Origin of the sequence: Corynebacterium sp. HMSC055G02, from assembly GCF_001809065.1 — a bacterium.
Lineage (GTDB): Bacteria > Actinomycetota > Actinomycetes > Mycobacteriales > Mycobacteriaceae > Corynebacterium > Corynebacterium jeikeium_D.
The window spans coordinates 50,414-76,655 of record NZ_KV795650.1 but is presented as its reverse complement, the minus strand read 5'-3'; the positions used below and the strand labels follow the sequence as shown (position 1 = coordinate 76,655).

The window sequence follows — 26,242 nt, the reverse complement described above, 5'->3', positions numbered from 1 at the left end:
CACCGAGCGGACACACTTTTTGTCACTTAACCCCTTTTTGTTTGGGCTAGTGCTAGTTGGGGTGGGCTAGTGCCGGTTGGGTGGGTTGGCCTCGTCGGGGCCAGCTCAATCACTTATCGATGAGGTATCCACTTGTCGATGAGCTATAGCGCGCGCACAAGTGAACAGCGCATCGATAAGTGATTGATGCAAGGAGAAATCGGTGAATGGTGCATCGATAGGTGCCGGGAAAGCATCGATAAGTGGCAGAAAAGCATCGATAAGTGCGCCAAACTTGGCCGGCATGCCAGGTCAGCATGGCAGGCCGGCATACCAGGTCAGCATGCCAGGCCAGCGGGGGAAGACAACAAAAATCCCGCGAGCCTCATGCGTTTCATGTGCTCCTACGGGAACCGAGGATCCAAAAGCAGAGGCTGCGGGATGTGAGTCGTTTGGGCAGCGCCGCAAGCGCCACAAGCTAACGTGCGCCACAAGCTAACGTGCGCAACAAGCTAACGTGCGCGGCGGGCCAAACGCTCCGTATCGGAGATGAGCACGGACTTGCCCTCAAGGCGGATCCAGCCGCGGTGGGCGAACTCTGCCAGAGCCTTGTTAACGGTCTCTCGGGAGGCGCCGACGAGCTGTGCGATTTCCTCCTGAGTCAGGTCGTGGTTCACGCGGAGAGCAGAACCTTCTTGAACACCGAAGCGATTGGCCAGCTGGAGCAGGGACTTAGCAACGCGACCAGGGACGTCGGTGAAAATGAGGTCAGCCAGCGAATTGTTGGTGCGGCGCAGACGGCGGGCCAGCATGCGCAGCAGCTGAGCTGGAACATCAGGGTGCGAACCAACCCATTCCTGCAGCTGATCGGCACTCATGGACGCGGCGGAAACTTCGGTGACGCAGACCGCCGAGGAGGTGCGCGGGCCCGGGTCGAAGATGGAGAGCTCGCCGAACATGTCGGACGGGCCCATGATGGTCAACAGGTTTTCACGACCGTCGGCTGAGCGACGAGCCAGCTTCACCTTGCCATCAATAATGATGTAGAGCCGATCGCCCGGCTCCCCCTCATTGAAGATGGTGGTTCCACGCGGGAAGCGAACCGTCTCGAGCTCGCCGAGCAAGGCCTGCACAGCCTCCTGGTCGACTCCCTGAAATACACCGGCCCGGGAGAGAATCTCCTTGACGTCATCCACGGTAAAATTCTCCTGTCTTGGGCCACTAACCACCGTAAATACAGGCCAGCAGCCGCCAAATTAGCACTCGACTACAGATTGCAGTGGCCAAACAGGAAGAGAAACTGCCCCGTCCCACTAGTTCCACTACTTTCGGTCTTTCCCGGTAACGCCGCTGCCAGCCTTCAAGGCAGGTTCATCCCTGGGCGAATTTCACGACAAATCGCCTCTACAGATGCATCCCAAAACTACGCCGTCACCAAGATGTGATAAGCACCACTGTAGCAAAAGAGCCACTGCGCCTGTGGGGAATTCTGGTGAAAAGCCGCTGAACTGTGTATTTATAACTAATAATTCGCTAACGGTGTTCCAAGATGTGGTGGGGCATGACTTCTTTGGTTTTTGACCGAATATGCCCGAGCTGCTACCGGTTCCATCCGCATCCCGGACGAATCGAAGGATTCGGCCCGCGAAAGGTGCGCACGCGAATTGCAATCCGGGGTAGCCGATACACTACGACCATGGATACGACCGGCAAGGCATCGTCGTTAAGCACGCACCAGATAAGCAAACCCCAGCCCACGCACCCGCAGGGATCCCTGACGTCGAAGAAGCGTCGGGCGGTGGGGGCGCATCCGGCGGCGCGAGGGAAGGAGACGCGCCTGGGTATGGTGCGGCGCGCGCGGCGGATTAACCGCACGCTGGCGGTGGCATACCCGAATGCTCACTGTGAGCTGGACTTTCGTAATCCGTATGAGCTCGCGGTGGCGACGATTCTGTCGGCGCAGTGTACGGACGTGCGGGTGAATATGACCACGCCGGCGCTGTTCGCTAGGTACCCCAGCCCTGCCGATTTGGCGGTTGCGAATCAGGAGGAGGTCGAGGAGCTCGTTCGGCCGACGGGTTTCTATAGGAATAAGGCCGCGAACATCATCGGTTTTGCGCAGGGGGTGATGGAGCAGCACGGCGGCGAGGTGCCGGGCACGTTGGAGGAGCTGGTGAAGCTGCCGGGCGTGGGGCGAAAGACGGCAAATGTGGTGCTGGGGAATGCTTTTGGGGTGCCGGGTTTGACGGTCGATACGCATTTTGGGCGTCTGGTGCGGCGCATGGGTCTCACAGAGCAGGAAGATCCGGTGCGCGTTGAGCACGAGATGATGGAGGTGCTACCGCGCGCGGAGTGGACGTGGTTTTCGCATCGCCTGATTTTCCACGGTCGCCGGGTGTGTCATTCGCGTCGGGCGGCGTGCGGGGCGTGCTTCTTGGCGGCGGATTGCCCGTCGTATGGTGTCGCGGGTCCGGCGGAGCCGGAGACGGCGGAGAAGTTGATTAAGTCAGACGACAGGGAATGGCTTCTCTACCTGGCCGGTCTTAATGACGGCTACAGTGGGGAGAAACTTTCCGCGCTTGACGACGGGGATAGCGCGCGCAACACCACAGCGACACAGGACTAGTCGAGGAGCACTTTTCGTGAATGAGCAGGGCGGTCATAGTCACAATGGTGGCCACTATGAGGATCGGCAGGCGGACGTTAACCGTTCGGCATCGCTGATTACGCTGCTCATCGCGGGAGTTAGCATTGTGGGTCTGGTGATTTTCGCGATTGTGAATACCACTAGTGGCAATGACGAGACCGATGGTGGTGGGACCGGATCTGGTGTGAGTGTCGGTGCGGATGGCGCTGGCAGTGATGGCGATGGCCGTGATGGTGAAGTGGATGGTGCGTCGGCAGCGCCAGCGATGTCGAAGGATGAGATCGCGGCGGTAGCGGGTAGTGGCTCACTGACCGGTGTGCGCTTGCCGCTGTTGGCGGAGTCGGGAGACTCGGCAGGCCAGGACAACGAGGCTGGGCAAGTGGAACTGGGGGACATGGGGCAGGTCGTCGAGGGCAAGCCGACAGTGCTTAATGTCTGGGCGTGGAACTGTGCGCCGTGTCGCCAAGAGCTACCGCTTATTGAGCAATGGGCCAAGGACAATCCGGACGTGCAGGTGGCGACGGTGCATGCGGCTCGCGAGGCGGGGCGTGGCCAGGCCTTCCTGCAGGAAATCGGAGTGAATCTACCGACCTACTCGGACACGGTCGATGTGGTCGGACCAGCGTTGAATCTACCGCGAGTTGTGCCCATCACCGTGGTGTTTAAGGCAGATGGCACGGTGGCGACCATTCATCCTGGTGAATTCACCGATGCGCAGCAGATTACGGATCTCGTGCGAGGTGCATTGAAGTGACTCAGGGACAGTCGTGGAATCGTGACGCAAGCTCGGGGCTGTATCTGCCGAAATGGTTGACCAATAGTTTGCCGCCGCACCTGGTCAGCGCTGATCACGACGCGGCAGGTCACGCCAGCAGCGCCAGCCACGCCACAACAGGCCACTCGGAGCAGCAGGTGGCCGGTCGCTCCGCTTCGTCGTCAAGCGTGAAGCGTGCGTTTGCGAAGTTGCGGCGAGACTCCTCGACGCAGGAGAAACCGTTGCGGAATCCGGCGCGGTCGGCGGTGTTGGTGCTGATCAGCGGTGATGCGGAGGCGCACCAACGGCCGGAGGATGCCAGCGTGGTGCTTACACACAGGGCGACAACCCTGCGTAAGCATGCAGGCCAGATGGCTTTTCCGGGCGGTCGTGTCGATCCCGAGGACGTGGATGAAATCGATACCGCGCTGCGTGAAGCCGAGGAAGAAACCGGCCTGAACCGAGAGACGGTGACACCGGTGCGGGTGCTGGACTCGATTGACATTTCGCGGACTGGCTTCGCGGTGAATCCGGTGTTGGCGTATTGGCATGCACCGCATCCGCTGCGTGTGGTCGACCCCGCAGAGACGGAATCGGTGCTCAATGTGCCAATTAGCCATCTGACGAATCCGGACAACCGCATGATGCTGGGCTATCACGGCTGGACAGGGCCGGCATTTAAAGTTGGCGACTTCATCGTTTGGGGATTTACCGGCGGCGTGCTGTCCTACTTGCTGGATGTGGCCGGCTGGTCGGAACCGTGGGACGACACCAACGTCCAGAAACTTTTGCCAGTGCTCGCGCGTTCCGCTAATGGTGAAAAACTGTCCGTACTGAAGGGAGGCCGACGATGATGCCTGCAATCGCTGTGTTTGACGTTGCGCTGCTGGCGGTCTTCATTTTCGCGCTTATCGTCGGCTGGCAGCAGGGCGCCGTCTCGTCGATTATGGCCATTTTGGGCGTTGTCCTGGGCTTGGTTATTGGTGTGCCCTTGGCACCGCTAGCTATGGCGCAAGTCGAGAACCAGTCGGGGAAGGTTCTTCTGGGCCTCGGCACAGTGATTCTGTTCGCCCTGATTGGTCATGCGGTGGGAACAGTGGCAGGGCAGTCGCTGCGGAATACCATTCGCTCGCCGTTGGCAGTCGGCCTGGATTCGAGCCTTGGTGCCATCGTGCAGTCCGTGACTGCGCTGGTAGTGACATGGATGATCGCCGTACCCCTGGCCACCGCCGTGCCCGGGCAGTTCGCCGACTGGGTGCGTGAGTCCAAGGGCATGAACCTCATTGACCAGGTCGCTCCCGACGAATGGAGTGACGGCTTCAGTGGCATCCTCCGCCAGCTCCGCGACGATGGCATGCCCGCCATCGCTCCGCCATTCGGCTACAAGCAGAACGTCCCCGATGAACCCGCCGACCCCAATGTGATTTCACAAGGTGTCGTCGACAGTATTCGACCGTCCATCGTCCGCGTCTTGGGCGAGGCCCCGCAGTGCGAACGCTTGCTGCAGGGCACGGGCTTTGTCATCGCACCGGATCTGATTCTCACCAACGCGCACGTGGTCGCCGGCGCCACCACTGTTCGGCTGGAAACTGTGGTCGGCATGGCTGACGCAAACGTCGTGCACTACGATCCGCTTGACGACGTCGCCCTGCTCCGGACCACCGACCTACCCCTGGAGCCTATGCAGTGGGCGGACCAGGAAGCTCGTCCGGGCGATGACGCGGTAGTGCTGGGCTTTCCCGAGTCCGGCCCCTTTAAGGCCACACCTGCGCGCGTGACGGAGAACATCATTATTCGAGGCCCGGATATTTATTCGTCGACCAGGCACGAGCGTCAGTCCTATGTTCTGAAGGCAGATGTGCGCCACGGTAACTCGGGCGGCCCACTGATTACGCCACAGGGGCAGATCCTGGGTTTGGTCTTCGGTGCCGGTGTGAACAATGACCAGACTGGTTACGCGCTGACGCACGCCGAAGTCCAGCCACACATTGATGAGGCGCTGGATAACTACGGGGCCATCAGTACGCAGGAGTGTGTGGCGGGGTAAGCGGAAAGTTGTGTGTCTGTGGGCAGGGCAGCCCCCAGCCCCAGCCGCAGGAGAGTTCTGGCTGGCTTCAGCCGTGCCGGAGTCTAAGACCCCTCTGGCAACCAGTGCAGGTGATCCCTGATTGCCTGCACCACAGCCTGAGGTTTCTCTGCCGGCAGGAAGTGCCCGCAATCCGGCACAACGCGCACGTGGGTGGAGCTGAGCTCCACCAGCGCAGGTGGGGTACGAGTGTCCTGCTCGCCGACGAGCAGCACCGTGTGCTCATCGTTTTTCGACGGGCCCTCCATCGCACTCAACCACTTGCGGAAAGCGGCCGGAGCCGGCCGCGTCCACCAATTCATGTGAGCCAGTGCAGGGCGGAGTGCACCACTGGCCAGGCTGTCAGCCATGAGTTCCGCGGTCTGTTTTCCCTCGGGGGTCTCGGCGAACCCCTGCCCGGTGGTGGACATGGACTCGCGCACGATGCGGTCAATAAGCCGCTGCTGGCGAGCCTCAGCCGCCTGCGTGCTGAACTTATTGCGACGCAACTGCGGTACCCGTGGCCGCGAGTCCCACCACGAACGGCGCAGCAGGGGAGCCAGGCTACTGCGGAAGTCCTCCGACCACGGGCTCTTCAACTGGTTCAGCCACACTTTCGGATGTGCAGCACCACAACCAATAATTCCGGAGACAAGATTGGGCTGCCGCGAAGCCAACGTCCACGCCACCCAGGTGCCGAACCCCTGACAGACCAGCAGCGCGGTCGAGTGCCCCAACGAGCGAATCGATGAGGCGATGTCCTGGGCCGCCTCAAACGGATCGTAGCCTTGCGGTGTTCGGTCGGACTGACCGTAGCCACGCATAGAGATAGCCACAGCGTGCACGGGGAGGGGGTCGCCAGAGTCGTCGTTAAGCAGTGGCAGAACCTCGCGCCATTCAAACCAACCGCCAGTCGAGCCGTGAATAAACAACACGAGCGGATCGGAGGGGCGGCCGCACTCGGCGATGTGTAGGCGCTGGCCGCGGACGTGAATGAGACGATGACGCCAGGGGCCAGTGAGAGAATCGCTGAGGGAGGTCATGAGGGGAAAATACCTTTTCCGAAGGGCTTAAACCGGGACTGAATAAGACAAAAGGGCGAGACCAACAAGTCCCGCCCAATTTCTTTTAAGCCTTTAGGTGTACATACCGTTCGACTGCGAAGACTTCTTCGCCGACCCCGACGGCACGACCCCCTTCAGCTCCTGCATCGACTCGATGGTCTTCTCCGGCTTGCGGATCGACTTGACCTTCTTCAGACCCAGCAGTGCCGCGACACCGGCGATGACCAGCATCAAAACGAAAACGATGAGGAATGCAGCCCAGGTTGGCAGCCAAACATCCAGCAGCCAGCCGAGGAAGAAGAAAAAGAAGAACGAGGAGTACAGCGCGACGACGCCGGCAACCGCGAAGAAGCCACCGCCAACTGCGCCCTTCTTAGCCTCGCCAGCAATTTCGGCCTTGGCCAGCTCAATTTCAGAGCGAACCAGAGCGGAAATCTGCGAAGAAGCATTAGACACGAGCTGGCCGACGCTAGCATCACCCGATGCGTTGCTATCCACATCACTCAGCGGGATAGCGGTAACACGCGGTTCGGTGCCGTCGGTAAAGAGACCCTTCGTATCGTCGTTGCTCACGTGTACTTCCTCCTACGCAGATGGTTGGAAAAGATGGTTTGAAACTTTAAAACTGCAGTTACAAACTGCCATACTACCTCTGATTGTGGGTAGGGCGCGCCATAAGGGCGAAAAAGCCAAGAACTCGTTGAAGTTTTTCTCATCTTTGACCATTTCTATATAAGTTTGTCACTTACTTAGCGGTGAAGAATTAGGGTGTGGGATATGAACAATCAGCCTGAGAACGTGCGTGGAGCCGATGGAGTTGGTGCCGGTGCTGGCAATGGTGACGGCAATGGCGCCGGTGTCGGAAAGGGTGGCCTAGCTGGCATGAGCCTGGGTGTGTCCTCCGTGTCGGCGAAGAAGCGCGCAGAGCGTGAGGCAGCGCAGGCGAAGGCATCTGAATCGGGTGCCGGTGGCGCTGACAGTGCTCCCGCCGCTGCTATTCCGCAGCTTGACCCCAAGGACCCCCTCGCGCCCCTGTGGCAGCTCGACGGCGTTGCACACGCGGCTGATGTCGCGGCCAAGGCCATCCAGGCCGTCCACAGGCACAAGGCCAACCTGCGCAAGCACAACGTCACCGGCTCCGAGTCGGTCCTTCGTGGCGCTCGGGCATCGGCGTGGCTAGAAGGCGGCGAGCCATCGCTTCCCGACGACGGCAACATCACCGATCCCGTACTCGCAGCAGCCCTTCGGGTTGCCGACACCATTTCCCCGGAGTCAATTGGTGAGACCACTCGCGTGTGGCAGCGCGCTCCGCAGCAGGTGCTGGCCAAGTTTGCGTTGAACGCATCGCCCGCAGGTGAGACTGAAGACGGTTCCGAGGCGCGGATGAAAGCCGGGCGTCCGGTTGGTGACGACAAGCTCTCGTCTGCGATGAAGGAACAGCGTCTGCACGTGCTCGGTGACTTCATCACTGGCCGCAGCCAGATCCATGCTGGTGTGCTCTCGGCGATTGTGCACGGTGAACTGCTGACTCTGCGCCCCTTTGAGTACCACAACGGCATCATCGCCCGCGCCGCCTCGCGGCTGACGACTGTCGCAACCGGCCTGGATCCGCGTGGCTTGGCCGTGCCCGAGGTCTACTGGACGCGCCACCGCCAGGAGTATTTCGAGGCCGCAGAGGGGTTCGCGTCGGGAAACGCCGATGGCCTGCGTTCGTGGATTCTCCTGCATCTGGAGGGGCTGAAGGCCGGTGCCGTGGAAGCGCGCGGTATCGCCGAAGCGGTGTAGGCGGGCCGGCTGCTGGATGGTGGGTTAGTCGGCCTTTGGCTCGTCGTCGTTTTTGCGCAGTGCCAACAGCGTCGCACCCGCGCCAAGCGCCAGTGTGACGCCGGCAAGAATTGCAGCATTGCGTTTCGACGGCGCGCGAAACAGCGGGACGGGATTCCGGAATTGGCGCACAGGCCACTCACGCTCTGCCGCAATCTTGCGCAGAGCGCGATCGGGATTGACCACAACGGGATGGCCGACTGCAGCCAGCATGGGCTCATCAGTGATGGAATCCGAGTACGCAAAGCATTCGGCCAGGTTGAACTGGCGCTTTTCCGCTATCCGACGCATCTGCACAGCCTTGTTTTCGCCTCGGCAGAAGAACTCCGTTTCACCCGTGAAGAACCCATCGCGGACCTCCAGCTCGGTGGCCACCACGTTGTAGACACCGAGCGCCTGCGCAATGGGCTCAACAATCTGCCGGGCTGATGCCGAGATAATGAACACCTGATGCCCCTGTGCGCGGTGTTTACGAATGAGCTCCAATGCCTCGGCGTAGATGTACGGCGTGATGTTCTGCTCTAGGGTTTCGATGGCGACCTGGCGCAGCTCCCTGGCGCTGTGACCAGCGATAAGGGCGGAAAACTGCTCGCGGGTGGCCTCCATTTGCGCCTCATCGTGCCCCTGCGACATGTACAGGGCATGGCTGAGCGCCATTTGCAGCATGTCCGTCGGCGAAATGATGCCGCGCTCGAGGAATTGCTTGTTGAACGCATATGCCGAGCTCTTGGCAATAATGGTTTTATCCAGGTCAAAGAACGCAGCGACGCGAGAGTCAGCGGTGGCGTGGAGGCCTGCAGCGATTTGGGCATCTTTAGAGCTGCTCGTGTCCGTAGAAGCGCGCGGCTGCGGCGTTGTTGAAGCCTTGTTCTCGCCGGTGTTCATAGACTCCGAGCTTACCCATGGATGTCGGGCACGGGGAGAGCATTATGAGTGTTTAACTGCTGGGTGGGGGACTGGGGGATTGGGGCAGTGGCGGTCGTGGGGGCTTGGCGGCGATTGGGGCGCGGCATTTCCTGGGCGCGATTAATCGAGGAAACGTGACATCGAACATATTGGGCATTAAATCCTTTGTAAGGTATTTGCAGATTCCTCGGGATATGTAATACTTGGACGTGGCTGGCCCCTTCTTGTTCTTTTTAGAAACAGACTGCGAGGCCGCCCCGGCTCAATCCCCCCCCCGAGCCGGTTAAAGACGCCTCGCGCCAATCCCCCCCCGGCGCGGGGCGTCGCCCCTTTTTGGCCCAATGGTGAGGGGTATGTAGTAAAAATTGCGGGCTGCAAATGTGAAACTGAATGAGTTTATGACACTTTCAAGCCATTTTTCGTGCCATTTTTGTCATAAACGCAGTCACTAACTTGCATTGGCTAGGCCGCGCAGTAGTCATGCTACGCAGTAGCATAAGGCAAAGGCGACGTGGCGTTCTGCAGTTATCCACAGTCTGAAAATTATCCACAGACAGCGAGGTTTTGGCCCCTTGTGGGCATCATTGAATCCGCCCTGTAGTGCACGCTATGGCCATGGCGATCAAGAAACTGTCCATGGCTCAGCGAACCGAGGCTCCAACAAATCCAGTAGTCAACGCCGTCGATGATGAAGCGCTGCGTGAAGAGGTTGCGCTCATAGTCGCTGCTACCGGTCGTGACTGTGTGCAGGAGACCGTGCCACCTGTGGCTGCAGCGCCAGTGGCCGCACAAACATTTGCTTCGCCGCCAGCATCACTATCATCATCAGCCCCAGAGCCTTCCCCATCGTCAGTATCGACAGGAGCGGGAGTTTCATCGGCCCTGTGGCGTCGGGCACCAGCGGTGTTCGTCGATGCACCGGCAGCCCGAAGATTAGCCGGGCGGCCTCATTGTGAGGGAGCAATCTTTCTGGTCCGCAGTGATACTGAGGCGGAAGATGCGCAGGTAGCGAAGGTTTTAGCTCCTGTTTACAGTGCTAGTTTGCCCGCGGATAACGTCGATATTGTCGAGCTGCTCGGCCGTGGCGACGTACGCCCGGATGCTCCGAATCCCACCAATCACCAAAACGGCTCGAGCCTCCTGAACCACCATCAGAACCCAGCGTCACCTGCAAGCACCGACGTGATTACGGCACCGGGTACAGAGCCCGTATCGAACACGCCGGCGACTACAACCGACTCCACGGCAACGTGCCTGATGTTGGTTCCTGCGGTCGGCGGTGCCGGGGCTTCCATTGTTGCGGCGGCGAGTGCATTGGTTCTATCCCGTGAAAAGCCAGTCTGTTTGGTGGACTCGGACGCACTGGCAGGAGGCATTGATCTGGTGCTCGGGATGGAAACGGAACCGGGACTGAGGTGGCAGGACTTCTCGGCTGCTGATGGTCGTCTCGACGGGGCGGCACTCTACGAAGCACTGCCATCCTGCCCGCGATCACCCGCTCTGAAAGTGTTGACGTGGACTCGCAGTCGCACGCCCGAGACGACTTACAACCACGCCTCTGCGAACAACAAATTCGACAGCGCCGACAGAACCGACAGGCCCGACGATGTCCGGCACATTGCCAGCACCATTAGTTGCCTTATTCATGCCGGAATTACGGTCATCGTGGACTGCCCGAAGCAGGTGGAGTACGTCACCACTCTCGGCGCACTTGCCGATGACACCGTCATAGTCCTGCCCACCTCCGTTCGAGCTATCGCAGCCGCTGGCCCCTTGGCGAGCATCTGTGCACAGGCGGGGTTCACCCCAAATCTTGCAGTGAGGTACCAGCAGCACCGCGATATCAGTGTCGAAGAGGTGGAATACGCTCTCGACCTGCCCATTGTTGGTGAGATTGAGTACTGCAAGAAGGTAGCTCACGAGATAGATGTGGGCGGGCTCGCAGGAACCGTCGGCAAGCTGACGCGGGGATTGGAAGCGATGTTTGCCCTTGTCGGCGGTGGTGGCGATGGATGACGTCAGGCTGTTAGCGGCGGTGCGGGCGGCGCTTGCGGAGCGGCCTGGGGTGGCATCGCATAGCGAGGTCGCCGACATCATTCGCGCAGAGACCTCGGGGGTTGTCTCCGATGTGAAGGTGCTGGAGATTCTACGCACGATTCGCGAGGAAACAGTGGGCGCGGGTGTGTTGGATGCGCTGTTGCGACGCCCGGGTGTCAGCGATGTGCTGGTAACCGCGCCGGGCGAGGTCTGGGTCGACGCGGGCAACGGACTGGAGCGCGCCGAGATTTCCTTCGCGGACGAGGGCGAGGTGCGCGCGTATGCGGTGCGGCTCGCGTCGCGGTGTGGACGAAGGCTTGACGACGCGCAACCCTGGGCTGACGGCCATATTCCTGGTGGTGTCGGCGGCTGTGGTGTGCGAGTTCATGCGGTGCTTTCACCACCGTCGGCGACCGGCACTCAGATTAGCCTGCGGGTGTTGCGTCCGGCTCGTCGCGGACTTGCGGAGCTATGCGATGTCGGGCTATTTCCACCGGAAATTCTGCCGGTGTTGCGGGGAATCGTGGCGAGACAGCTGTCGTTTATTGTCGCCGGTGGCACGGGTGCGGGAAAGACCACGCTATTGGCGGCGATGCTCTCAGAAGTTAATCCTGACCAGCGCATTGTGTGTATCGAGGACACTCCGGAGTTGCAACCTCAGCACCCGCATGTGGTGAAGCTGGTGACCAGGGCCGCCAACCTGGAGGGTGCCGGTGCGATTGGGCAGCAGGAGTTGCTGAAGCAGGCGCTGCGCATGCGTCCCGACCGCATTGTTGTCGGTGAGATTCGAGGCGCCGAAGTGGTGGATCTGCTGGCAGCGTTGAATACGGGGCATCGCGGTGGGGCGGGGACAATTCACGCCAACCGGATTGGGGATGTCGTCGCGCGCTTTGAGGCCCTGGGGTTGATCGGTGGCCTTGGTCGCGCCGGGCTGCATGCGCAGTTGGTCTCGGCGGTGCAGGTGGTGTTGGTGGTCGAACGCGCTGATGTTCGCCGGCTGGCACAGATCGGGCTGCTGCGCGGTAACCCACCGGAGGTGGTGGAGGTCTGGACTGCTCGGGATGGGCCTGGGCCGGGTTGGGAAGCGTTGCAGAAGTTGCTGGTTGGCGGGGAATAACCGGTGGAATAACCGGTGGAATAACCGATGGAATGACTAGAGGAAAAGTCAGGGGATTAGACGGGGAGATTAACAGCTATGGGGGAAGGGTTTAGCGTGGCGATGTTCATTGGGGGAGCGGCTGCGGCAGTCGCTATCTGGCCGGACAGCTCGGCGGCGGTGCGCTCGCGAGCACTGGCAGGCCGTGCCCGCGAGGTGTCCGGCGGGCTGAAGTGGTTGCAGCGCATGGTTGGGCTTGGTGCTGGTTCCACGGGGTCGAGTCCAGCAAGCACTGGCAGTGCGAATCGAACTGCAGGGCTATCGATTCTCATCGTTGCAGGCCCGGCACTTGTGTTGCTGTGGCTCGCCGGGATTCCAGGTGGCATAGCCGGGCTATTGCTGGGCCGCACCGCAGGAGCCGTAGTGCGCGCTGTGGGGGAGAGGCGCTGTGAACGTCGGGAAGCGGACAGCGCTGCGGTAGCGCTGGAAACCTTGACCGCGCAGTTGCGCGCAGGTGCGGCGGCCTCAAGAGCGCTCAACGCGGCAGCAGCGGAATTGCGCAGGGCAGAGGACATGACTGTGTTGGCCGATCATCTTGCGCACGCGGCGCACCGCGCGAACTTCGCCGACCCGTGGGAGACCAAAGAATCTTCGGAGCAACTGCGTCGGATTGGGCGTATGTGGACGGTGGCGCAGCAACATGGTCTAAGTTTGGCCGGGTTACTGGACTGCGCGCGGGGTGATCTGCAGGCTCGTCAGGCACATCGCTCACAGACGTCGGCCGCGCTGGCGGGACCACGTATGACGATTGCCATTTTGGCTTCGCTCCCAGTCTTCGGGCTGATTATGGGGCAAGCTTTCGGAGCGTCCCCCTTCGAGTTCCTCAGTCGCGGTATTGGAGGAATTGTGCTGGTCATTGGTGTCGGGCTGGTGTGCGCGGGCATTGAATGGGCCGTCGCCATCATCGATCGTGCGGAGGCCGGACAATGATCGCTGCCGCACTTCTCATCGCCGTCTACCTCTGCTTGCCGACGTTCAATCCCGTCCGCAGCCGACTGCCCGAATTGGTAGCGGAGTCGGATGCTCGTACGCGAGGAGGCGTGTGGAGGCAGGTGACCAGTCGGGTGTCGCGGATTGTCGCACAGGTGCGGGAACGTGTGCGAACTGTCATTGGCGGGGAGCGCCTCAGCCCGGCTGTGCTGCTCGATGCCGCAGCGGCCCTGGACATCATTGGCGCTTGTTTGAGCTCCGGTATGCCGTTGTCGCAGGCCATGGCAGCAGCTGCCGATGGCGCAAACCCGGAGTTGGCCGAGCCACTTCGACAGTGTTCCGCCAGGTTGTCTGTGGGCGCGCACTCCGCTTGGGACAGCCTTGCTGCCACACCCGCGCTCGTGCCTCTGGCGACGGCTGGGCGCCGCGCAAGCGAATCCGGCACCGTTCTGGCGCAGGCCTTGGAGGACACCGCTGCCACGTACCGCAGTCAAGCGCACGATGCGGCGCAAGCCGTCGCTGAAAAGGCTGGTGTCCTCATTGCCGGGCCGCTGGCGTTGTGCTTTCTACCCGCGTTTGTGGTGCTGGGTTTGGTGCCCACCATCGCTGGGCTTGCCGACGAAATGTTTGCAGGACTGATGCCGTCATGAAGCGTGGACACTTCTGCGCCCAGCCTCGCGCGCTGGCACGCGCCAGACGCAGAGTTGGTTGCGCTTTCGATTGCGATCTCGTTTGTGCGCGCGGGCCGCCTGCCGCGCTGCAATCCAACACGCATCAACGCGGATCGGCGCGCGCCAATGCGCACCACACCTCACAACTGACCTGTCACTCGACATCCACATAGGGGGAAAGATTCATGACCGCTCAAAACTCCAACCGTCCAACCAGCCTTCCAACCAACTCTTCAACCAATCCGCTGACCGCTGCGCAGTCCCAGCTGCGCTCGTATTTGCACAAGCGCCTGCGCGCACTGGTAACCGAGGAAAACGGCATGTCAACTGTGGAATATGCTCTCGGAACGATCGCTGCCGCCGCTTTCGGGGCCCTGCTCTACACCGTAGTGACCGGCGGCGATATCACCCAGGCGCTCACCGACATCATCGAAAGGGCGCTCAACACCGATGTCTAGCCGCATCCGCTCTACGCTTCATCGCCTGTGCGTCGGCGACGAAGGCCAAACCACGGTAGAGACCGCTTTCGGTCTCGCGGCACTGGTCACGGTCATGGTCACGGCTCTGTCAGGGCTGGTCACCATCGCAATGTACCTAGGGCTTACCGACGCAGCCGGAGCCATCGCACGGGCTGAGGCGCGGGGCGATGCGGAGACAGTAGCCGAGCTTCGCGCAGACGCGGATGGGCAGGTCGCGATATCGGAAACCTCCGGTACCGTGCGCGTGACCATTCGGCGCTCAGCGGGGCCATTTTCGCTGGAAGCACGCGCGGTCGCACTGCGGGAAAGAGCGGCATCGTCATGAGAAACGTGACAGCCCGCCTTCTCCGCGAAGAAGAAGGTTCCACCACAGTCGCAGCTGCACTGTTCATCGCCGCTTTCGTCGTTCTGACTTTGGTTGGAGTTACAGCCGGGGTGAGGGTGGTGCAGGCTCGGCAAGCAGCGGTAGCAGCGGATCTGGCCGCGGTGGCAGGTGCCGTGGCTGCGCAAGAGAGCGACGACGCCTGCAAAGCTGCGGGGGCAATCGCAAAAGCTAACCACGCACGCCTTGTGGCCTGCGAGATTGATGGGGAGGACGTGCAGGTCAGCGTCCAACGAAAGGAGAGAAAAGCCACGTCCAGAGCAGGGCCGGTAGCGGTGAAGGATGCTGCTACTGGCCGCCGTTAAGCGCGCGCGACACCCCACTGAGCACCTTGATTGCGCCGGCCTTGTCCAACGGATCGTTGCCATTGCCGCACTTGGGCGACTGGATGCACGATGGGCAGCCGGATTCGCACTCGCAGGCGGCGACGGCATCGCGGGTCGCGCGAATCCACTGAGCGAAGGCCTCGTAGCCACGGTCGGCAAACCCCGCACCACCAGGGTGCCCGTCGTACACAAAAACGGTGGGCTGCTGGGTATCGGCGTGCATGACCGTGGAAACACCGCCGATGTCCCAGCGGTCGCAGGTGGCAATCAGTGGCAGCATGCCGATAGCCGCGTGCTCGGCTGCGTGAAGAGCCCCCGGCGCGATGTCGGAGCCCACACCCCACGAGCGCAGGGTGGACTCGGGCATTGTGTAGGCCACGGCGCGCGTGACCAAACGTTGCGGAGGGTAGTCAAGTTCAACACTGTCGAGAATCTCGCCGGTATCCAGGCGACGAAGATAGGAGGTGACCTGGTGAAAGACCTCGACCTGGCACGAGGCGACCTGTAAGCCCTGGTAGCGGCGCATATCGTCAACATCGAGGATGCGGATGGTGGTGTCCATGCGCGAGCTGGTGGAATAGCGTGGCTGCTCGGGGTGGACTAGGGCGACGAGGCTGTCGAAGTCCAGCTGGTCGACAAGGTAGGACTCACCGCGGTGCAAGTAGACGGCACCGTCGTGGACCTGCTGCATCGCACGGCCAAGATCGATGGTGCCAAGCAGTCGACCATCGGTCTGGTCGACGATAGCTACTTCCTGACCATCGCCGCCACGGACGTTCACGGCATCGTGGGCAGTGGCAATGCGCGGTCCCTCATCGCGGTCGGTCGGGTAGTAGACGGGCTCTTGTCCGTCCCAGGTGCGCTTGCGCAACCAGCCTGCTGTCACCATGTCCTCGGCTACGGGTAGGGTTCCCCACGCTTGAAGCTGGCTGGTGGTGACGGGTTTCTCCACAGCCGCGCAGTAGAGGTGCGACCACACCACATGCGGGTTGCGGGGATCGAAGACGGTCTTCTCCACCGGTCGGCCCAGCAGCGCGGACGGGTTGTGGACCAAGTGCGTGTCCATGGGGTCATCGCGAGCCACCAACACCACCAGCGCTCCCTGGCCACGACGGCCCGCGCGGCCGGCCTGCTGCCAGAACGAAGCGACCGTGCCCGGGAAACCGGCCTGTACCACCGCGTCGAGGCCGCCGACGTCAATGCCCAGCTCCAGTGCATTGGTGGTGGCCACACCTAGCAGAGTGCCGTCATCGAGCATGCGCTCGATGTCGCGGCGCTCTTCGGCCAGGTAGCCGGCCCGGTAAGACTCGATGCGCTCAGCGATATCGCTGCGGCGACGCTTCTCCAGGCGCTCGCGCACGCCGAGCGCTACCTTCTCAGCACTGCTTCGCGAACGGGTGAAGGTCAGGGTGCGGGCGCCCTCGACAAGCAGGTCGGCCATGATATCCGCGGCCTCGGTCGGGGCGGGGCGGCGCACGGGGGCGCCGTTCTCGCCTTGGAGGTCGGGGAGCAGGCCGGGTTCCCACAGGGCGATAGTCCGCTCGCCGACCGGGGCGCCGTCTTCGGTGATGGCCTCGACAGGCTCGCCGATGAGGCGACGAGCCTGGTCAGCGGGGTCGTTGGTCGTCGCAGAGGCAAAAATCACGGTCGGCGAGGCACCGTACTCACGGGATAGCCGCAGGAGGCGACGCAGAATCTGAGAGACGTTGGCGCCGAACACGCCTCGATAGGCATGGCATTCGTCGACGACGATATAACGCAGGTTGCGCAGCATCCGCGTCCACCGAACATGGTTGCCGAGGACCGAAACATGCAGCATATCGGGGTTGGTAAACACCCAACGGGCATGGTCGCGGATGGCGCGCCGGGCATCTTGCGGGGTGTCGCCGTCGTAAAGCGAAATCAGCGAACTCAGCGACGCCGGTGCCATCGCGCGTGCAGTGTCCAGCTGATCGGCGCCCAGCGCCTTGGTCGGAGAGAGGTACAGCGCGGTGGCCGCGGGGGTGGCGGACAGTTCTGTGAGCACGGGCAGCAGGTAGCCGAGCGATTTACCCGACGCCGTGCCCGTCGCGACGACGCAGTGCACGCCCTCGCGGGCGAGGTTCGCGGTTGTCGCCTGATGAGTCCACAGGTTCTCAATTCCGCGATCTACCAGCACTTCTCTTAGCCAACTTGGCACCCACTCAGGCCAAGGCGCGGTCACGCCAGCACGCGCAGGAAGATCCGCAATGTGCGTCACCGTCGCCCGCGGATGCGCACGAATAACCGGCCCCAGCAGCTCCCGCCCAAACGACTCCACCGACACCACCCTTTCCTGTAAACGCGCACTTCATATGCTTGACGACGCTTCCTACCAGCCACATTCTCGCTATTCGACACCCCAGTTTCTCCGGACTCCGAACACGGGTTTACGGGGGTGGCAAGAAGCTGTTCCTAATCGGCGTTCGCGCCCCAAACGTGGCAGACTTTTTGAGTGTATCGCCCGCCAACGGGCACCCAGCAAAAACTCGCACGAGGCGAAAGGGTGTTCTGGCCGTGTTTACCCCATCGTGTGTGGACGGATGTGTGGCGAATACTTGTTTTATCGAATCCTGAAGTTGGGAAGTTTTGTAATGGCACAGGGTACTGTGAAGTGGTTCAACTCGGAGAAGGGCTTCGGGTTTATCGCCCCAGCTGACGGTGGCAACGACGTGTTCGTTCACTACTCCGAGATCCAGGGCACTGGTTTCAAGACGCTGGAAGAGAACCAGGCAGTCGAGTTTGAGATTGGTGAGGGCCAGAAGGGTCCGCAGGCTCTGGACGTGAAGCCTCTGTAAGTCAACCGTTTCCGGGTTGAACTGGGCTATTGTCTGGTTTGGCGCGCGGAATTTTTGGCTTTTCAAGGTCCATGTTGTGTTCATGGGGTGAGCCTTGATTCTCCCACGTGGAAAGTGATTTCTGCGTGGGATTTTTGCATTTCTGGTGGCAGCGGGTCAATCCGAGTTACTGACTGCGTTTATGACAAAAATGGCCCGAAAAATGGCTTGAAAGTGTCATAAACTCATACAGTTTCACATTTGCAGCCCGCGATCATGCGGCCGCTGCGGCGGCTGCGCCCGCTGCGGCCTGTCGTGGCCAGCCACTGACAGCCACTGGGATAATCATGGCTAGCCGCACAGCAGTCGTCGGGTCGGCAACTGCCGGCCACCGGGGATCCCCCACAGCAGCCCCTTCAGTCACACCCAAAATCCGCCCGATACTTGAGGATTCCACGCGACAAACTAGATTGTGTGTACGGTATTCCTTATATTCTTCATATTCTTTCCAGATAATCTTCCGGGAGAACGCGGCCGGGAACTGATTTGAACTGATCGGAACCGGTTGGAACTGATTGGAACTGATCGGAACTGGTTGGAACCGATTGCGGGCTTCTCACAGCTGAAGCCCAGCCAGAGTCCGGCCAAGAACCCCAAGATTTAAACGAAAACAAGAATCTAAACAGTCAAAAACATTCAACGTTGCAGGATAGAAAAACTTCTATGGCGAATTCAGACGGCCTCAAGCGCCTAGTAATTGTCGAGTCGGCGACGAAAGCTCGCAAGATTCAGCCGTATCTCGGCGATGATTACATCGTGGAGGCGTCGGTGGGCCACATTCGCGACTTGCCCCGTGGCGCAGCCGATGTTCCGGCTCGTTACAAGAAGGAGCCCTGGGCTCGTCTGGGTGTGAATGTCGACAACGGATTCGCTCCGTTGTATGTCGTCAGCGCTGATAAGAAGAAGAAAGTCGCTGACCTGAAGGCCAAGCTCAAGGAAGTCGACGAACTCTATCTCGCAACTGACCCCGACCGTGAGGGCGAGGCTATTGCCTGGCACTTGCTGGAGGTTCTGAAACCCAAGGTGCCGGTGCGTCGCATGGTGTTCCATGAGATCACCAAGCAGGCCATCCTGGAAGCCGCCGCCAACACCCGTGAGCTGGACCAGAACTTGGTTGACGCCCAGGAGGGTCGCCGTATCCTCGACCGTCTCTACGGCTACGAGGTCTCCCCGGTGCTGTGGAAGAAGGTCATGCCGCGCCTGTCGGCAGGCCGTGTGCAGTCGGTGGCAACGCGCGTCATCGTCGAGCGTGAGCGCGAACGCATGGCGTTTATCTCCGCCGAGTACTGGGATGTCGCCGCAACTTTGGACACCGGCTCGGCTTCTGCTGACGCCAACCAGCCGAAGGAATTCGTCGCAACCCTGACCAGCGTTGATGGTCAGCGCGTAGCGCAGGGCCGAGACTTCGATGACCGTGGCCAGCTGAAGAAGTCCGATGGCATCCGGGTCGTCGATAAGCAGCTCGCCGAAACCCTGGCGGCGGACCTCGTGGGCTCTGAGCTCAAGGTCGCGTCGGTGGAGGAGAAGCCGTACACGCGCCGCCCGTACCCGCCATTTATGACCTCCACGCTGCAGCAGGAGGCGGGTCGAAAGCTGCATTACACCTCTGAGCGCACGATGCGTGTGGCGCAGCGTTTGTACGAAAACGGTCACATTACCTACATGCGTACCGACTCCACGACGCTGTCCAAGGCCGGTATCGATGCCGCGCGTAAGCAAGCGCTGGAGCTCTACGGCTCGGAGTATGTCGCCGATGCGCCGCGCCAGTACTCGCGCAAGGTGAAGAACTCGCAGGAAGCGCACGAGGCAATTCGTCCGGCGGGAGAGACGTTCGCAACGCCGGGGCAGCTGGCGGGATCGCTGGATGCCGAGGAGTTCAAGCTCTACGAACTGATCTGGCAGCGCACGGTCGCCTCGCAGATGGCCGACGCACGCGGCACGTCCATGAAGGTCACCATCGCTGGCGCCACCGACACGCACGCCGTCGAGTTCGCCTCCACTGGACGCACGATTCGCTTCCCGGGCTTCCTCAAGGCATACGTTGAGGTCTCCGCGCTTTCCGACGGCCGCAAGGTCGCCGACAACGCTGAGAAGCGTCTGCCACAGTTGACTGAAGGCCAGGGCCTGACGGCCACGGACTTCAGTGCCGACAGCCACTCCACCAACCCGCCTGCGCGCTTCACCGAGGCCAGCTTGGTGAAGAAGATGGAGGACTTGGGAATTGGGCGTCCGTCGACCTACGCGTCGATTATCAAGACCATTCAGGATCGCGGCTACGTCTACCCTCGCGGCAACGCTCTGGTGCCCTCGTGGGTGGCCTTTGCCGTGGTGGGGCTGATGGAGGAAGCGTTCTCCGATCTGGTCAACTACGACTTCACCTCCGAGCTGGAGGATGAGCTCGACGGCATTGCTGCGGGCAATAAGGATCGCACGACCTGGCTGACCGGTTTCTACTTCGGCGATGACAAGGATCACCGCCACAAGGGAGCCGACGCTATTGCGACCCACGGTGGTCTGAAGAGCATCATCGATGTGAACTTGGAATCGATTGATGCTCGGAAGGTCAATTCGCTCCACCTTTTCGACGATGCCGAGGGCAACCCGATCATCGTTCGCGTTGGCCGCTATGGGCCGTACCTGGAGCGTACGCGCCCGGGGGCCGGTGAAAACGGTGCCGACGAGGTGCAGCGCGCCAACATCCCGGAGGCCATGACTCCGGACGAGCTGGATCTGGCCGCTGCCGAGAAGCTGCTGGCCATGCCGCAGGGTGGCCGTGAGCTGGGCATTAACCCGGCCAATGGTCGCATGATTGTTGCTCGTGATGGCCGCTACGGCCCCTACGTCACCGAGCTGGTTACCGATGAAGAGCGCGAAGGTGTCGTAGCCAAGGCTGAGGAGATCATCGCAGCTGAGCGCGCCGAAGAGGACGCTCAGCGCGCTGCCGAGGGCAAGCGAAAGAAGAACTGGGAAACCAAGACCGCTGCCAAGCAGAAGGAAAAGCGCACCGCGGAAATCATCGAGGAAACTCTGAAGCCGAAGACGGCCTCGCTGTTTTCCTCCATGGAGCCGTCGACTGTCACGCTGGAAGAGGCTCTGAAGCTGATGAGCCTGCCGCGCGAGGTCGGTGTCGACCCGGTCGATAACGAGGTTATTACTGCTCAGAATGGCCGTTACGGTCCGTACCTGAAGAAGGGCACGGACTCGCGTTCACTGGCTAACGAAGAGCAGATTTTCACCGTGACATTGGACGAGGCGCGTCGTATCTACGCTGAGCCGAAGCGCCGCGGTCGCGCTGCTGCGAAGCCGCCGCTGAAGCAGCTGGGCGACAACGATGTCTCCGGTCGCCCGATGTCGGTGAAGGATGGCCGATTCGGTCCGTACGTCACCGATGGTGTCACCAATGCTTCGCTGCGCAAGGGGGATACGCCTGAGACTCTGACCGATGCCCGCGCCTGCGAGCTGCTGTCTGAGCGCCGCGCGAAGGAAGCCGCCGATGGTGGCACTAAGAAGGCTGCGAAGAAGTCGACTCGCAAGACCACGAAGAAGGCTGCGAAGAAGACCACCAGGAAGGCAGTCAAGCGCACCACCAAGCGAGTGGTGAAGGCAACGCGTAAGGGCAAGTAGCGCATTGACCGTTAGCCGCGGCAGGGGCGAAATGGGTGCAGAGCACTTAAGCGCCCGGCGCCCCCTGCGGAGCTGGTGCGCCCGGCGCCTCCTGCGGAGTTGGCTTGGGGCCACCGACCCCGGCCACCTCCGCCCGCATCGTCGGCCCGTACGACAGCCGGCGATGCACCTTCTCAAACGGCCCCTGCATGCCGCGACGCTCCATCGCCCACGCGGCCAACAGTGTCACCAACCAGACGCCTACAGCGATGAGCGTTTGCACGAACGCGCCCATGTCGCGCGGGATATCCAGCATAAACGGGTACACCAGCACAAAGAAGATCACCGACTGCATCAGGTAGCCGGTCATCGAACGCTTGCCGAGCGCCACAATCGGCACCAGCCAACCTGGTACAGCGGCGCCCTCGTTCAGGCGTCGCTGGAGCGGCTGCAGCGCCAACGCCAGCCCGGCTAGGATGCCAGGACCGGCGAACACTCCGGCAAAGTTATTAATTACCAAGAAGGCCATGTGCTGTCCGGCTGGAAGAACTCCAATCGCTGCCAACCCCATAGGGATACCGACACCGAAGGCGACAATCACGGCCACCACGAGCCACCGAATAAGCAGGGGACGGTGCGCGTCAACGTCGTCAAGCACGCCTTTGCGCGCCCACACGAAGCCAATCATCATCACCGGCAGGTAGAGGAACAGCTGTAGCGGCAGAGTAGTGATGCTCATTGTCAGGGCCTCGAGATTCGCGGCGAGCATATCCAGGTAACTTGTTTCAATCGCACCGCCGTTGACGAACTGGCTCATGTCGGAGCCGACGAACTCGGCGTCGGGCATCGCAATTGCGAATCCCAAAAACAGCAGGCTCAGTGCAGCGTTGATCGTCAGCGCAATCCACGCGAGAATCGTCAGCACCTTGTTGCTGAGGCCCATAAGTAGCCCGAGGATGATGCCGCAGATGCCATAGAGAAACATGATGTCGCCAAAGAACAGAAACAGCATGTGCGCAACGCCGAACAGCCCCAGGAACGCATAACGCTTTACGACGACCACCCGCGCCCGCGACCGTGGAAAGTTCCTCCTGGCCAAACTGCGGACGATGAGTCCCACACCGAAGCCGAGCAGCGTTGCGAACATCGGCAGCCCGCGGTTATGCGCGGTCACTGCGGTAAACAGCACGGTGGCCTTGTCGGCGATGCTGTCGCTTATGACGCCGCCGAAGAATGCTGCGGGCAGTTCGGGATCTGCAACCAGCCAGGCGGTGGCAATGTTCGCGATCGCGATGCCGAGGAGAGCGAACCCGCGCGCAGCGTCGGGGACGAGCATGCGAGGTCTGGGGTTGGGGCTAGAACTGGGGCGGCTGTCAGTCATTCCTCCAACGTAAAGGATTTGCGGGAGGGTACGCAGGTTGGCGAGACCGACGAGTCCGCTGCCCCCTAGGCCTCGTCGGCAAGCGTCGGGCGCACCGGGCGCGCAAGCTGCGTCATGTGCGTACGACCGCGCAACTCCACGGACTTCAGGGTGGTCCAGCGAGCCTGCTCGTCCTCGTTGGCCAGGCGGATAGTGGAAGCCGTGGCGAGCACGCGGCCCGGGGTGTCCTTAGCCAGCTCAGTCAGACGGGCAGCCTGGTTAACCGCGTCACCAATGACCGTGTACTCAAAGCGGTCGCGGGCGCCGATGTGGCCGGCAACGACGTGGCCAGCGGAGACGCCGATACCGGCAGTGAGCTGGAGGTCGAGCAGTTCCTCGCGCAGTTCACGGGCGGCTGTGAGAGCGTGACCAGCAGTGTCGTCGAGGGGCAGGGGAGCGCCGAAGACAGCCAGAGCCGCGTCACCCTGGAACTTGTTGATAATGCCCTTATTGCGGTGTACGCAGTCAACAACGTGGTCGAAGAAGGCGTTGAGTTCACGGACAACGACCTCTGGCGAGTTCTTCTCCGCGAAGTTGGTTGAACCAATCACGTCCACGAATAGCACTGCGACGAGGCGATTCTCGCCGCCTAGAGTCGGCTTTTCTTCCAGGGCCTTACGAGCGACCTCAGACCCGACATAGCGGCCGAAGAGGTCACGCACCCGCTGACGCTCCTGCAGGCCGCGCATCATTTCGTTGAAGCCCGCTTGGAGGACACCCATCTCGGAGCCGTCGTAAATAGGCACGCGCGTTTCCACCTGGCCCTGGCGGACCTTGTTAATTGCGCCCGTGAGATCCCGAATCGGGTCGACGATGGACATGCTGGCCAGCATCGTGCCGAAATAGCCCGTGATGAGTGCCAAAACTGCCAACGCGGTAATCGTAGGCAGGAGATCCGCCGCATCATCTGTAAACATGCCACGGCGCTGACCGAGCAGCACAAGCAGGATTGCCACCACTGGAACACCGCTGGTCAACACCCATGTCTGGCGCAGGCGGTGACCAATCGGTGGCTCCAGCGAGGAATCCGGAGCCCGACGCGCCAGCGCCTCCACGGCAACCGGACGCACCATGCGCTCCGCAATTAGATAGGTCAACAGTGCCACCATGGCGCCACCGAGCACCGAGGTGAGCAGCACCATCATGCCAATCTTGCTGTCATAGGCGAACGCAACTCCACTGAAGACAATCACGCCCAAAGACCAGATGACGGTACCCAAAAGTGCCTGGTAGACGGGCACGCGCATGACCAGATATCGTACCCGCCGCGGATCGTGCATATCCGGATGACGCTGCCATTTCACCAGCGGTTTGAACAGGATCCAGGTAGTGCCGATACCTGCGATAATTGCCAGAACCAGGTACCCAGCCAGGGCATAAATGACACTATTAGCCAACCGTGGCAAGTGAGTTTCTTGGTTCAGTGGCAACAGCATGCCGAGGAACAAGCCGACAATCATGGCTCCGACAAGGTTGCAGACGAAGATAAATGAGGCATAAGCAGGCCACATTGTCCCGCTTAGCCATTTCAGATTTCGCCAGAGCCGTTGCATGACTACTACCTTAGTGGCAACCCCGGATTGCAGGGAGTAGTTACCTCACAAGAGTCTCGTGGGGCGCGCTAGAGTTGTGGCCATGACAGAGCCCATGACAAAGCGCAGCGTGTTTTCTCGTATGCCCGAAACGGGTGGGGTACGCCAGCGGCTGCAGGCTGCTGTGCGCGCTGCGCATTATCGCTTTGCCAATGGTCAACCGCTGGCAGGCGATGGGGCGGAGGTTTCGCCGGAAGGTGGGGACGCGGGGTCGTCGTTAAGCGATGCGCCACGCGACTCGGACATGACGCACGCCTGGCTGTTCACGGGACCTGCGGGGTCGGGGCGGTCGGTGACGGCGACGGCGTTTGCGGCGGCACTGCTGTGTACGAGGCATGACAACCCCGGATGCGGCGAGTGCGAGGGCTGCCGGACGGCGCTGGCGGGAACGCATGGCGACATCAAAATCGTGCGCCCGGAGGGCACCATTATCTCGGTGGCGACGGTGAGGGACGAGCTGCGGCCCTGGGCTTACAAGATGCCCACGACGGCGGATTGCCGCGTGCTAATCATCGAAGACGCCGACCGTCTCAACGAATCCGCCTCAAATGCGCTGCTCAAGGTGGTGGAAGAGCCGCCGTTGCGCACCGTCATCATCATGTGCGCACCAACGACGAACGCGGAGGATTTCTCCGTTACGCTCCGTTCGCGCTGCCGTCATGTCTATGTGCCGACGCCGCATATCGACGACGTCACAAACCTCCTGCGCGCCGAGCGGCCAGAGCTTACCGACGAGCAAGCGGTCTGGGCCGCGACGGTGTCCAACGGTCACATTGGGCGTGCGCGTGGCTTTGTCTCCGATGAGGGCTCGCGTGCTTGGCGGGGTAAGGCCCTGGATTTCGTGGAGGCCGTGTTCGATCCGGCGAAGTCGTACGTGGCGGCGCGTGAGCTGGCCAACGAAGTAGCAGGCGAGGTCAAGCGGCGGATGGAGCCACTAGAGGCTGAGGAGCTGGAGAACCTTGAGCGTTCGCTGGGTGTTGGGGCGTCCGGTAAGGGAGCGCAGGCGGCACTGCGTGGCTCTAAGGGTGTGATTAAGGAGTTAGAGGATAATCAGAAGCGGCGGCGCAGGCGTGCGGAGTCGGACCTGATTGACCTGTCGTTGACTGACATTATGGGGCTTTACCGTGATGCCCTGGTGCTGGCGTTTGGGGCGGAATGTGCTGGGTCTGCTTTTGACGCTTCTGTTTCAGATTCCGGCGCTGATTCCGAGTTTGGGGATGGCTCCGTCTATCTCATTAATCCGGACCGTCGTCGGACAGCCGCAGAGCTAGCCCGACGTCTTCCGCCGGAGGCGATATTGGCCTCCATCGATGCTGTCACCGAGGTGCGCGGCATGCTGGTGACCGCGGTGAAGTTGACGGTCCTGATGGATGAATTGATGGCTAAATTGCAGATCGCAGGGCAGGTTGGTCGCAGGTAAGCCGCGAAAAGCACCTAATTCAGCGGACTGCAGGCCCCATTTTGGTAGCGATGGGGGCAGTGCAGTAGTATTACCGCTTGTACATTTTGTGCAGGGTTATTTCTGCTTGCTTGAAAGCTCGGCGCAATGTGC

The 26,242-nt window shown here is 61.2% G+C and carries 23 protein-coding genes; 15 read left to right on the top strand and 8 right to left on the bottom strand.

The window, feature by feature from the left end; translation table 11 throughout:
* Positions 1-491: 491 nt before the first annotated feature.
* Positions 492-1,175, bottom strand: coding sequence for a CRP-like cAMP-activated global transcriptional regulator GlxR (glxR, locus tag HMPREF2547_RS05105; protein WP_005511668.1), 684 nt, complete (start codon positions 1,173-1,175; stop codon positions 492-494).
* A 500-nt stretch (positions 1,176-1,675) separates the two neighbouring features.
* Here glxR and nth point away from each other — a divergent pair, with 500 nt between their 5' ends.
* Genes nth through HMPREF2547_RS05085 form a run of 4 tightly spaced genes read left to right on the top strand, consistent with a single transcriptional unit; the run spans position 1,676 to position 5,427 of the window.
* Positions 1,676-2,605, top strand: a complete 930-nt coding sequence (gene nth, locus HMPREF2547_RS05100; protein ID WP_168161657.1) for an endonuclease III — start codon at positions 1,676-1,678, stop codon at positions 2,603-2,605.
* A gap of 16 nt (positions 2,606-2,621) precedes the next feature.
* Complete coding sequence (locus HMPREF2547_RS05095; protein WP_070604964.1) at positions 2,622-3,380, top strand: TlpA family protein disulfide reductase; 759 nt, start codon at positions 2,622-2,624, stop codon at positions 3,378-3,380.
* A complete protein-coding gene (locus tag HMPREF2547_RS05090) occupies positions 3,377-4,234 on the top strand; it encodes an NUDIX hydrolase (RefSeq protein ID WP_049189452.1) in 858 nt (285 codons plus the stop codon). The genes HMPREF2547_RS05095 and HMPREF2547_RS05090 overlap by 4 nt, the downstream gene beginning before the upstream one ends.
* Positions 4,231-5,427, top strand: coding sequence for a MarP family serine protease (locus HMPREF2547_RS05085; RefSeq protein ID WP_070604961.1), 1,197 nt, complete (start codon positions 4,231-4,233; stop codon positions 5,425-5,427). The genes HMPREF2547_RS05090 and HMPREF2547_RS05085 overlap by 4 nt, the downstream gene beginning before the upstream one ends.
* An 83-nt stretch (positions 5,428-5,510) precedes the next feature.
* Here the strand turns inward: HMPREF2547_RS05085 and HMPREF2547_RS05080 are convergent, their stop codons facing one another.
* Together HMPREF2547_RS05080 and HMPREF2547_RS05075 are read right to left on the bottom strand one after the other, a co-directional pair.
* Positions 5,511-6,488, bottom strand: coding sequence for an alpha/beta fold hydrolase (locus tag HMPREF2547_RS05080; protein ID WP_070604957.1), 978 nt, complete (start codon positions 6,486-6,488; stop codon positions 5,511-5,513).
* Positions 6,489-6,581: 93 nt separating this feature from the next.
* Positions 6,582-7,082: a phage holin family protein gene (locus HMPREF2547_RS05075; RefSeq protein WP_016421928.1), complete on the bottom strand. Its 501-nt coding sequence runs from the start codon at positions 7,080-7,082 to the stop codon at positions 6,582-6,584.
* 204 nt (positions 7,083-7,286) lie between these two features.
* On the opposite strand from HMPREF2547_RS05075, the gene HMPREF2547_RS05070 reads away from it, so the two are divergent.
* Positions 7,287-8,294 carry a Fic family protein gene (locus tag HMPREF2547_RS05070; RefSeq protein ID WP_083296861.1) on the top strand — a complete coding sequence of 336 codons (1,008 nt, stop codon included), beginning with the start codon at positions 7,287-7,289 and terminating at the stop codon, positions 8,292-8,294.
* Between the two features lie 24 nt (positions 8,295-8,318).
* On the opposite strand, the gene HMPREF2547_RS05065 is transcribed toward HMPREF2547_RS05070, so the two are convergent.
* Positions 8,319-9,218 carry an HAD family hydrolase gene (locus HMPREF2547_RS05065; RefSeq protein WP_083296860.1) on the bottom strand — a complete coding sequence of 300 codons (900 nt, stop codon included), beginning with the start codon at positions 9,216-9,218 and terminating at the stop codon, positions 8,319-8,321.
* A 636-nt stretch (positions 9,219-9,854) separates the two neighbouring features.
* Here HMPREF2547_RS05065 and HMPREF2547_RS05060 point away from each other — a divergent pair.
* The 7 genes from HMPREF2547_RS05060 (at position 9,855) to HMPREF2547_RS05030 (ending at position 15,199) form a co-directional block, all read left to right on the top strand.
* Positions 9,855-11,255 carry a CpaE-like family protein gene (locus HMPREF2547_RS05060; protein WP_246819627.1) on the top strand — a complete coding sequence of 467 codons (1,401 nt, stop codon included), beginning with the start codon at positions 9,855-9,857 and terminating at the stop codon, positions 11,253-11,255.
* A complete protein-coding gene (locus HMPREF2547_RS05055) occupies positions 11,248-12,393 on the top strand; it encodes a TadA family conjugal transfer-associated ATPase (RefSeq protein WP_080985603.1) in 1,146 nt (381 codons plus the stop codon). Before HMPREF2547_RS05060 ends, HMPREF2547_RS05055 begins: the two co-directional genes overlap by 8 nt.
* Before the next feature lie 78 nt (positions 12,394-12,471).
* Complete coding sequence (locus HMPREF2547_RS05050; protein WP_070604952.1) at positions 12,472-13,362, top strand: type II secretion system F family protein; 891 nt, start codon at positions 12,472-12,474, stop codon at positions 13,360-13,362.
* Positions 13,359-14,012 (top strand): type II secretion system F family protein, encoded by a 654-nt coding sequence (locus HMPREF2547_RS05045; protein WP_070604949.1) that lies wholly within the window; start codon positions 13,359-13,361, stop codon positions 14,010-14,012. The genes HMPREF2547_RS05050 and HMPREF2547_RS05045 overlap by 4 nt, the downstream gene beginning before the upstream one ends.
* Positions 14,013-14,218: 206 nt before the next feature.
* Positions 14,219-14,491, top strand: coding sequence for a DUF4244 domain-containing protein (locus HMPREF2547_RS05040; protein ID WP_070604947.1), 273 nt, complete (start codon positions 14,219-14,221; stop codon positions 14,489-14,491).
* Positions 14,484-14,837, top strand: coding sequence for a TadE family type IV pilus minor pilin (locus tag HMPREF2547_RS05035; protein ID WP_053092999.1), 354 nt, complete (start codon positions 14,484-14,486; stop codon positions 14,835-14,837). The genes HMPREF2547_RS05040 and HMPREF2547_RS05035 overlap by 8 nt, the downstream gene beginning before the upstream one ends.
* The gene (locus HMPREF2547_RS05030) at positions 14,834-15,199 is read left to right on the top strand and encodes an Rv3654c family TadE-like protein (RefSeq protein ID WP_049193087.1); all 366 of its coding nucleotides are present in this window, start codon (positions 14,834-14,836) and stop codon (positions 15,197-15,199) included. The genes HMPREF2547_RS05035 and HMPREF2547_RS05030 overlap by 4 nt, the downstream gene beginning before the upstream one ends.
* Here HMPREF2547_RS05030 and HMPREF2547_RS05025 read toward each other — a convergent pair.
* Entirely contained in the window at positions 15,183-17,519 is a 2,337-nt protein-coding gene (locus HMPREF2547_RS05025) for a DEAD/DEAH box helicase (RefSeq protein WP_070604973.1), read from the bottom strand. The genes HMPREF2547_RS05030 and HMPREF2547_RS05025 overlap by 17 nt on opposite strands.
* Positions 17,520-17,832: 313 nt before the next feature.
* On the opposite strand from HMPREF2547_RS05025, the gene HMPREF2547_RS05020 reads away from it, so the two are divergent.
* Entirely contained in the window at positions 17,833-18,036 is a 204-nt protein-coding gene (locus HMPREF2547_RS05020) for a cold-shock protein (RefSeq protein ID WP_005511370.1), read from the top strand.
* A 253-nt stretch (positions 18,037-18,289) separates the two neighbouring features.
* Here HMPREF2547_RS05020 and HMPREF2547_RS11065 read toward each other — a convergent pair whose 3' ends face one another.
* Positions 18,290-18,421 (bottom strand): hypothetical protein, encoded by a 132-nt coding sequence (locus HMPREF2547_RS11065; RefSeq protein WP_255466839.1) that lies wholly within the window; start codon positions 18,419-18,421, stop codon positions 18,290-18,292.
* 317 nt (positions 18,422-18,738) lie between these two features.
* Between HMPREF2547_RS11065 and topA the strand changes: the two genes are divergently transcribed.
* Positions 18,739-21,699, top strand: coding sequence for a type I DNA topoisomerase (gene topA / locus HMPREF2547_RS05015; RefSeq protein ID WP_070546343.1), 2,961 nt, complete (start codon positions 18,739-18,741; stop codon positions 21,697-21,699).
* A gap of 46 nt (positions 21,700-21,745) precedes the next feature.
* Here topA and HMPREF2547_RS05010 read toward each other — a convergent pair whose 3' ends face one another.
* Together HMPREF2547_RS05010 and HMPREF2547_RS05005 are read right to left on the bottom strand one after the other, a co-directional pair.
* The gene (locus tag HMPREF2547_RS05010) at positions 21,746-23,059 is read right to left on the bottom strand and encodes a DUF418 domain-containing protein (protein ID WP_371325767.1); all 1,314 of its coding nucleotides are present in this window, start codon (positions 23,057-23,059) and stop codon (positions 21,746-21,748) included.
* Between the two features lie 65 nt (positions 23,060-23,124).
* Positions 23,125-24,651, bottom strand: coding sequence for an adenylate/guanylate cyclase domain-containing protein (locus tag HMPREF2547_RS05005; RefSeq protein WP_210383943.1), 1,527 nt, complete (start codon positions 24,649-24,651; stop codon positions 23,125-23,127).
* 82 nt (positions 24,652-24,733) lie between these two features.
* On the opposite strand from HMPREF2547_RS05005, the gene HMPREF2547_RS05000 reads away from it, so the two are divergent.
* On the top strand, positions 24,734-26,110 hold the full coding sequence (locus tag HMPREF2547_RS05000; protein ID WP_070604938.1) for a DNA polymerase III subunit delta': 1,377 nt from the start codon (positions 24,734-24,736) through the stop codon (positions 26,108-26,110).
* The last annotated feature ends 132 nt before the right edge of the window (positions 26,111-26,242 follow it).

Bases quoted from the DNA above. Each gene is read 5' to 3' on its own strand.
- HMPREF2547_RS05060 (WP_246819627.1), top strand. From the start codon at position 9,855: ATGGCGATCAAGAAACTGTCCATGGCTCAGCGAACCGAGGCTCCAACA.
- HMPREF2547_RS05070 (WP_083296861.1), top strand. From the start codon at position 7,287: ATGAACAATCAGCCTGAGAACGTGCGTGGAGCCGATGGAGTTGGTGCC.
- HMPREF2547_RS05010 (WP_371325767.1), bottom strand. From the start codon at position 23,059: ATGACTGACAGCCGCCCCAGTTCTAGCCCCAACCCCAGACCTCGCATG.
- HMPREF2547_RS05065 (WP_083296860.1), bottom strand. From the start codon at position 9,218: ATGAACACCGGCGAGAACAAGGCTTCAACAACGCCGCAGCCGCGCGCT.
- HMPREF2547_RS05005 (WP_210383943.1), bottom strand. From the start codon at position 24,651: ATGCAACGGCTCTGGCGAAATCTGAAATGGCTAAGCGGGACAATGTGG.
- HMPREF2547_RS05050 (WP_070604952.1), top strand. From the start codon at position 12,472: ATGGGGGAAGGGTTTAGCGTGGCGATGTTCATTGGGGGAGCGGCTGCG.
- HMPREF2547_RS05035 (WP_053092999.1), top strand. From the start codon at position 14,484: ATGTCTAGCCGCATCCGCTCTACGCTTCATCGCCTGTGCGTCGGCGAC.
- HMPREF2547_RS05055 (WP_080985603.1), top strand. From the start codon at position 11,248: ATGGATGACGTCAGGCTGTTAGCGGCGGTGCGGGCGGCGCTTGCGGAG.
- HMPREF2547_RS05020 (WP_005511370.1), top strand. From the start codon at position 17,833: ATGGCACAGGGTACTGTGAAGTGGTTCAACTCGGAGAAGGGCTTCGGG.
- HMPREF2547_RS05080 (WP_070604957.1), bottom strand. From the start codon at position 6,488: ATGACCTCCCTCAGCGATTCTCTCACTGGCCCCTGGCGTCATCGTCTC.
- topA (WP_070546343.1), top strand. From the start codon at position 18,739: ATGGCGAATTCAGACGGCCTCAAGCGCCTAGTAATTGTCGAGTCGGCG.
- HMPREF2547_RS05000 (WP_070604938.1), top strand. From the start codon at position 24,734: ATGACAGAGCCCATGACAAAGCGCAGCGTGTTTTCTCGTATGCCCGAA.
- HMPREF2547_RS05085 (WP_070604961.1), top strand. From the start codon at position 4,231: ATGATGCCTGCAATCGCTGTGTTTGACGTTGCGCTGCTGGCGGTCTTC.
- HMPREF2547_RS05045 (WP_070604949.1), top strand. From the start codon at position 13,359: ATGATCGCTGCCGCACTTCTCATCGCCGTCTACCTCTGCTTGCCGACG.
- HMPREF2547_RS05040 (WP_070604947.1), top strand. From the start codon at position 14,219: ATGACCGCTCAAAACTCCAACCGTCCAACCAGCCTTCCAACCAACTCT.
- nth (WP_168161657.1), top strand. From the start codon at position 1,676: ATGGATACGACCGGCAAGGCATCGTCGTTAAGCACGCACCAGATAAGC.
- HMPREF2547_RS05030 (WP_049193087.1), top strand. From the start codon at position 14,834: ATGAGAAACGTGACAGCCCGCCTTCTCCGCGAAGAAGAAGGTTCCACC.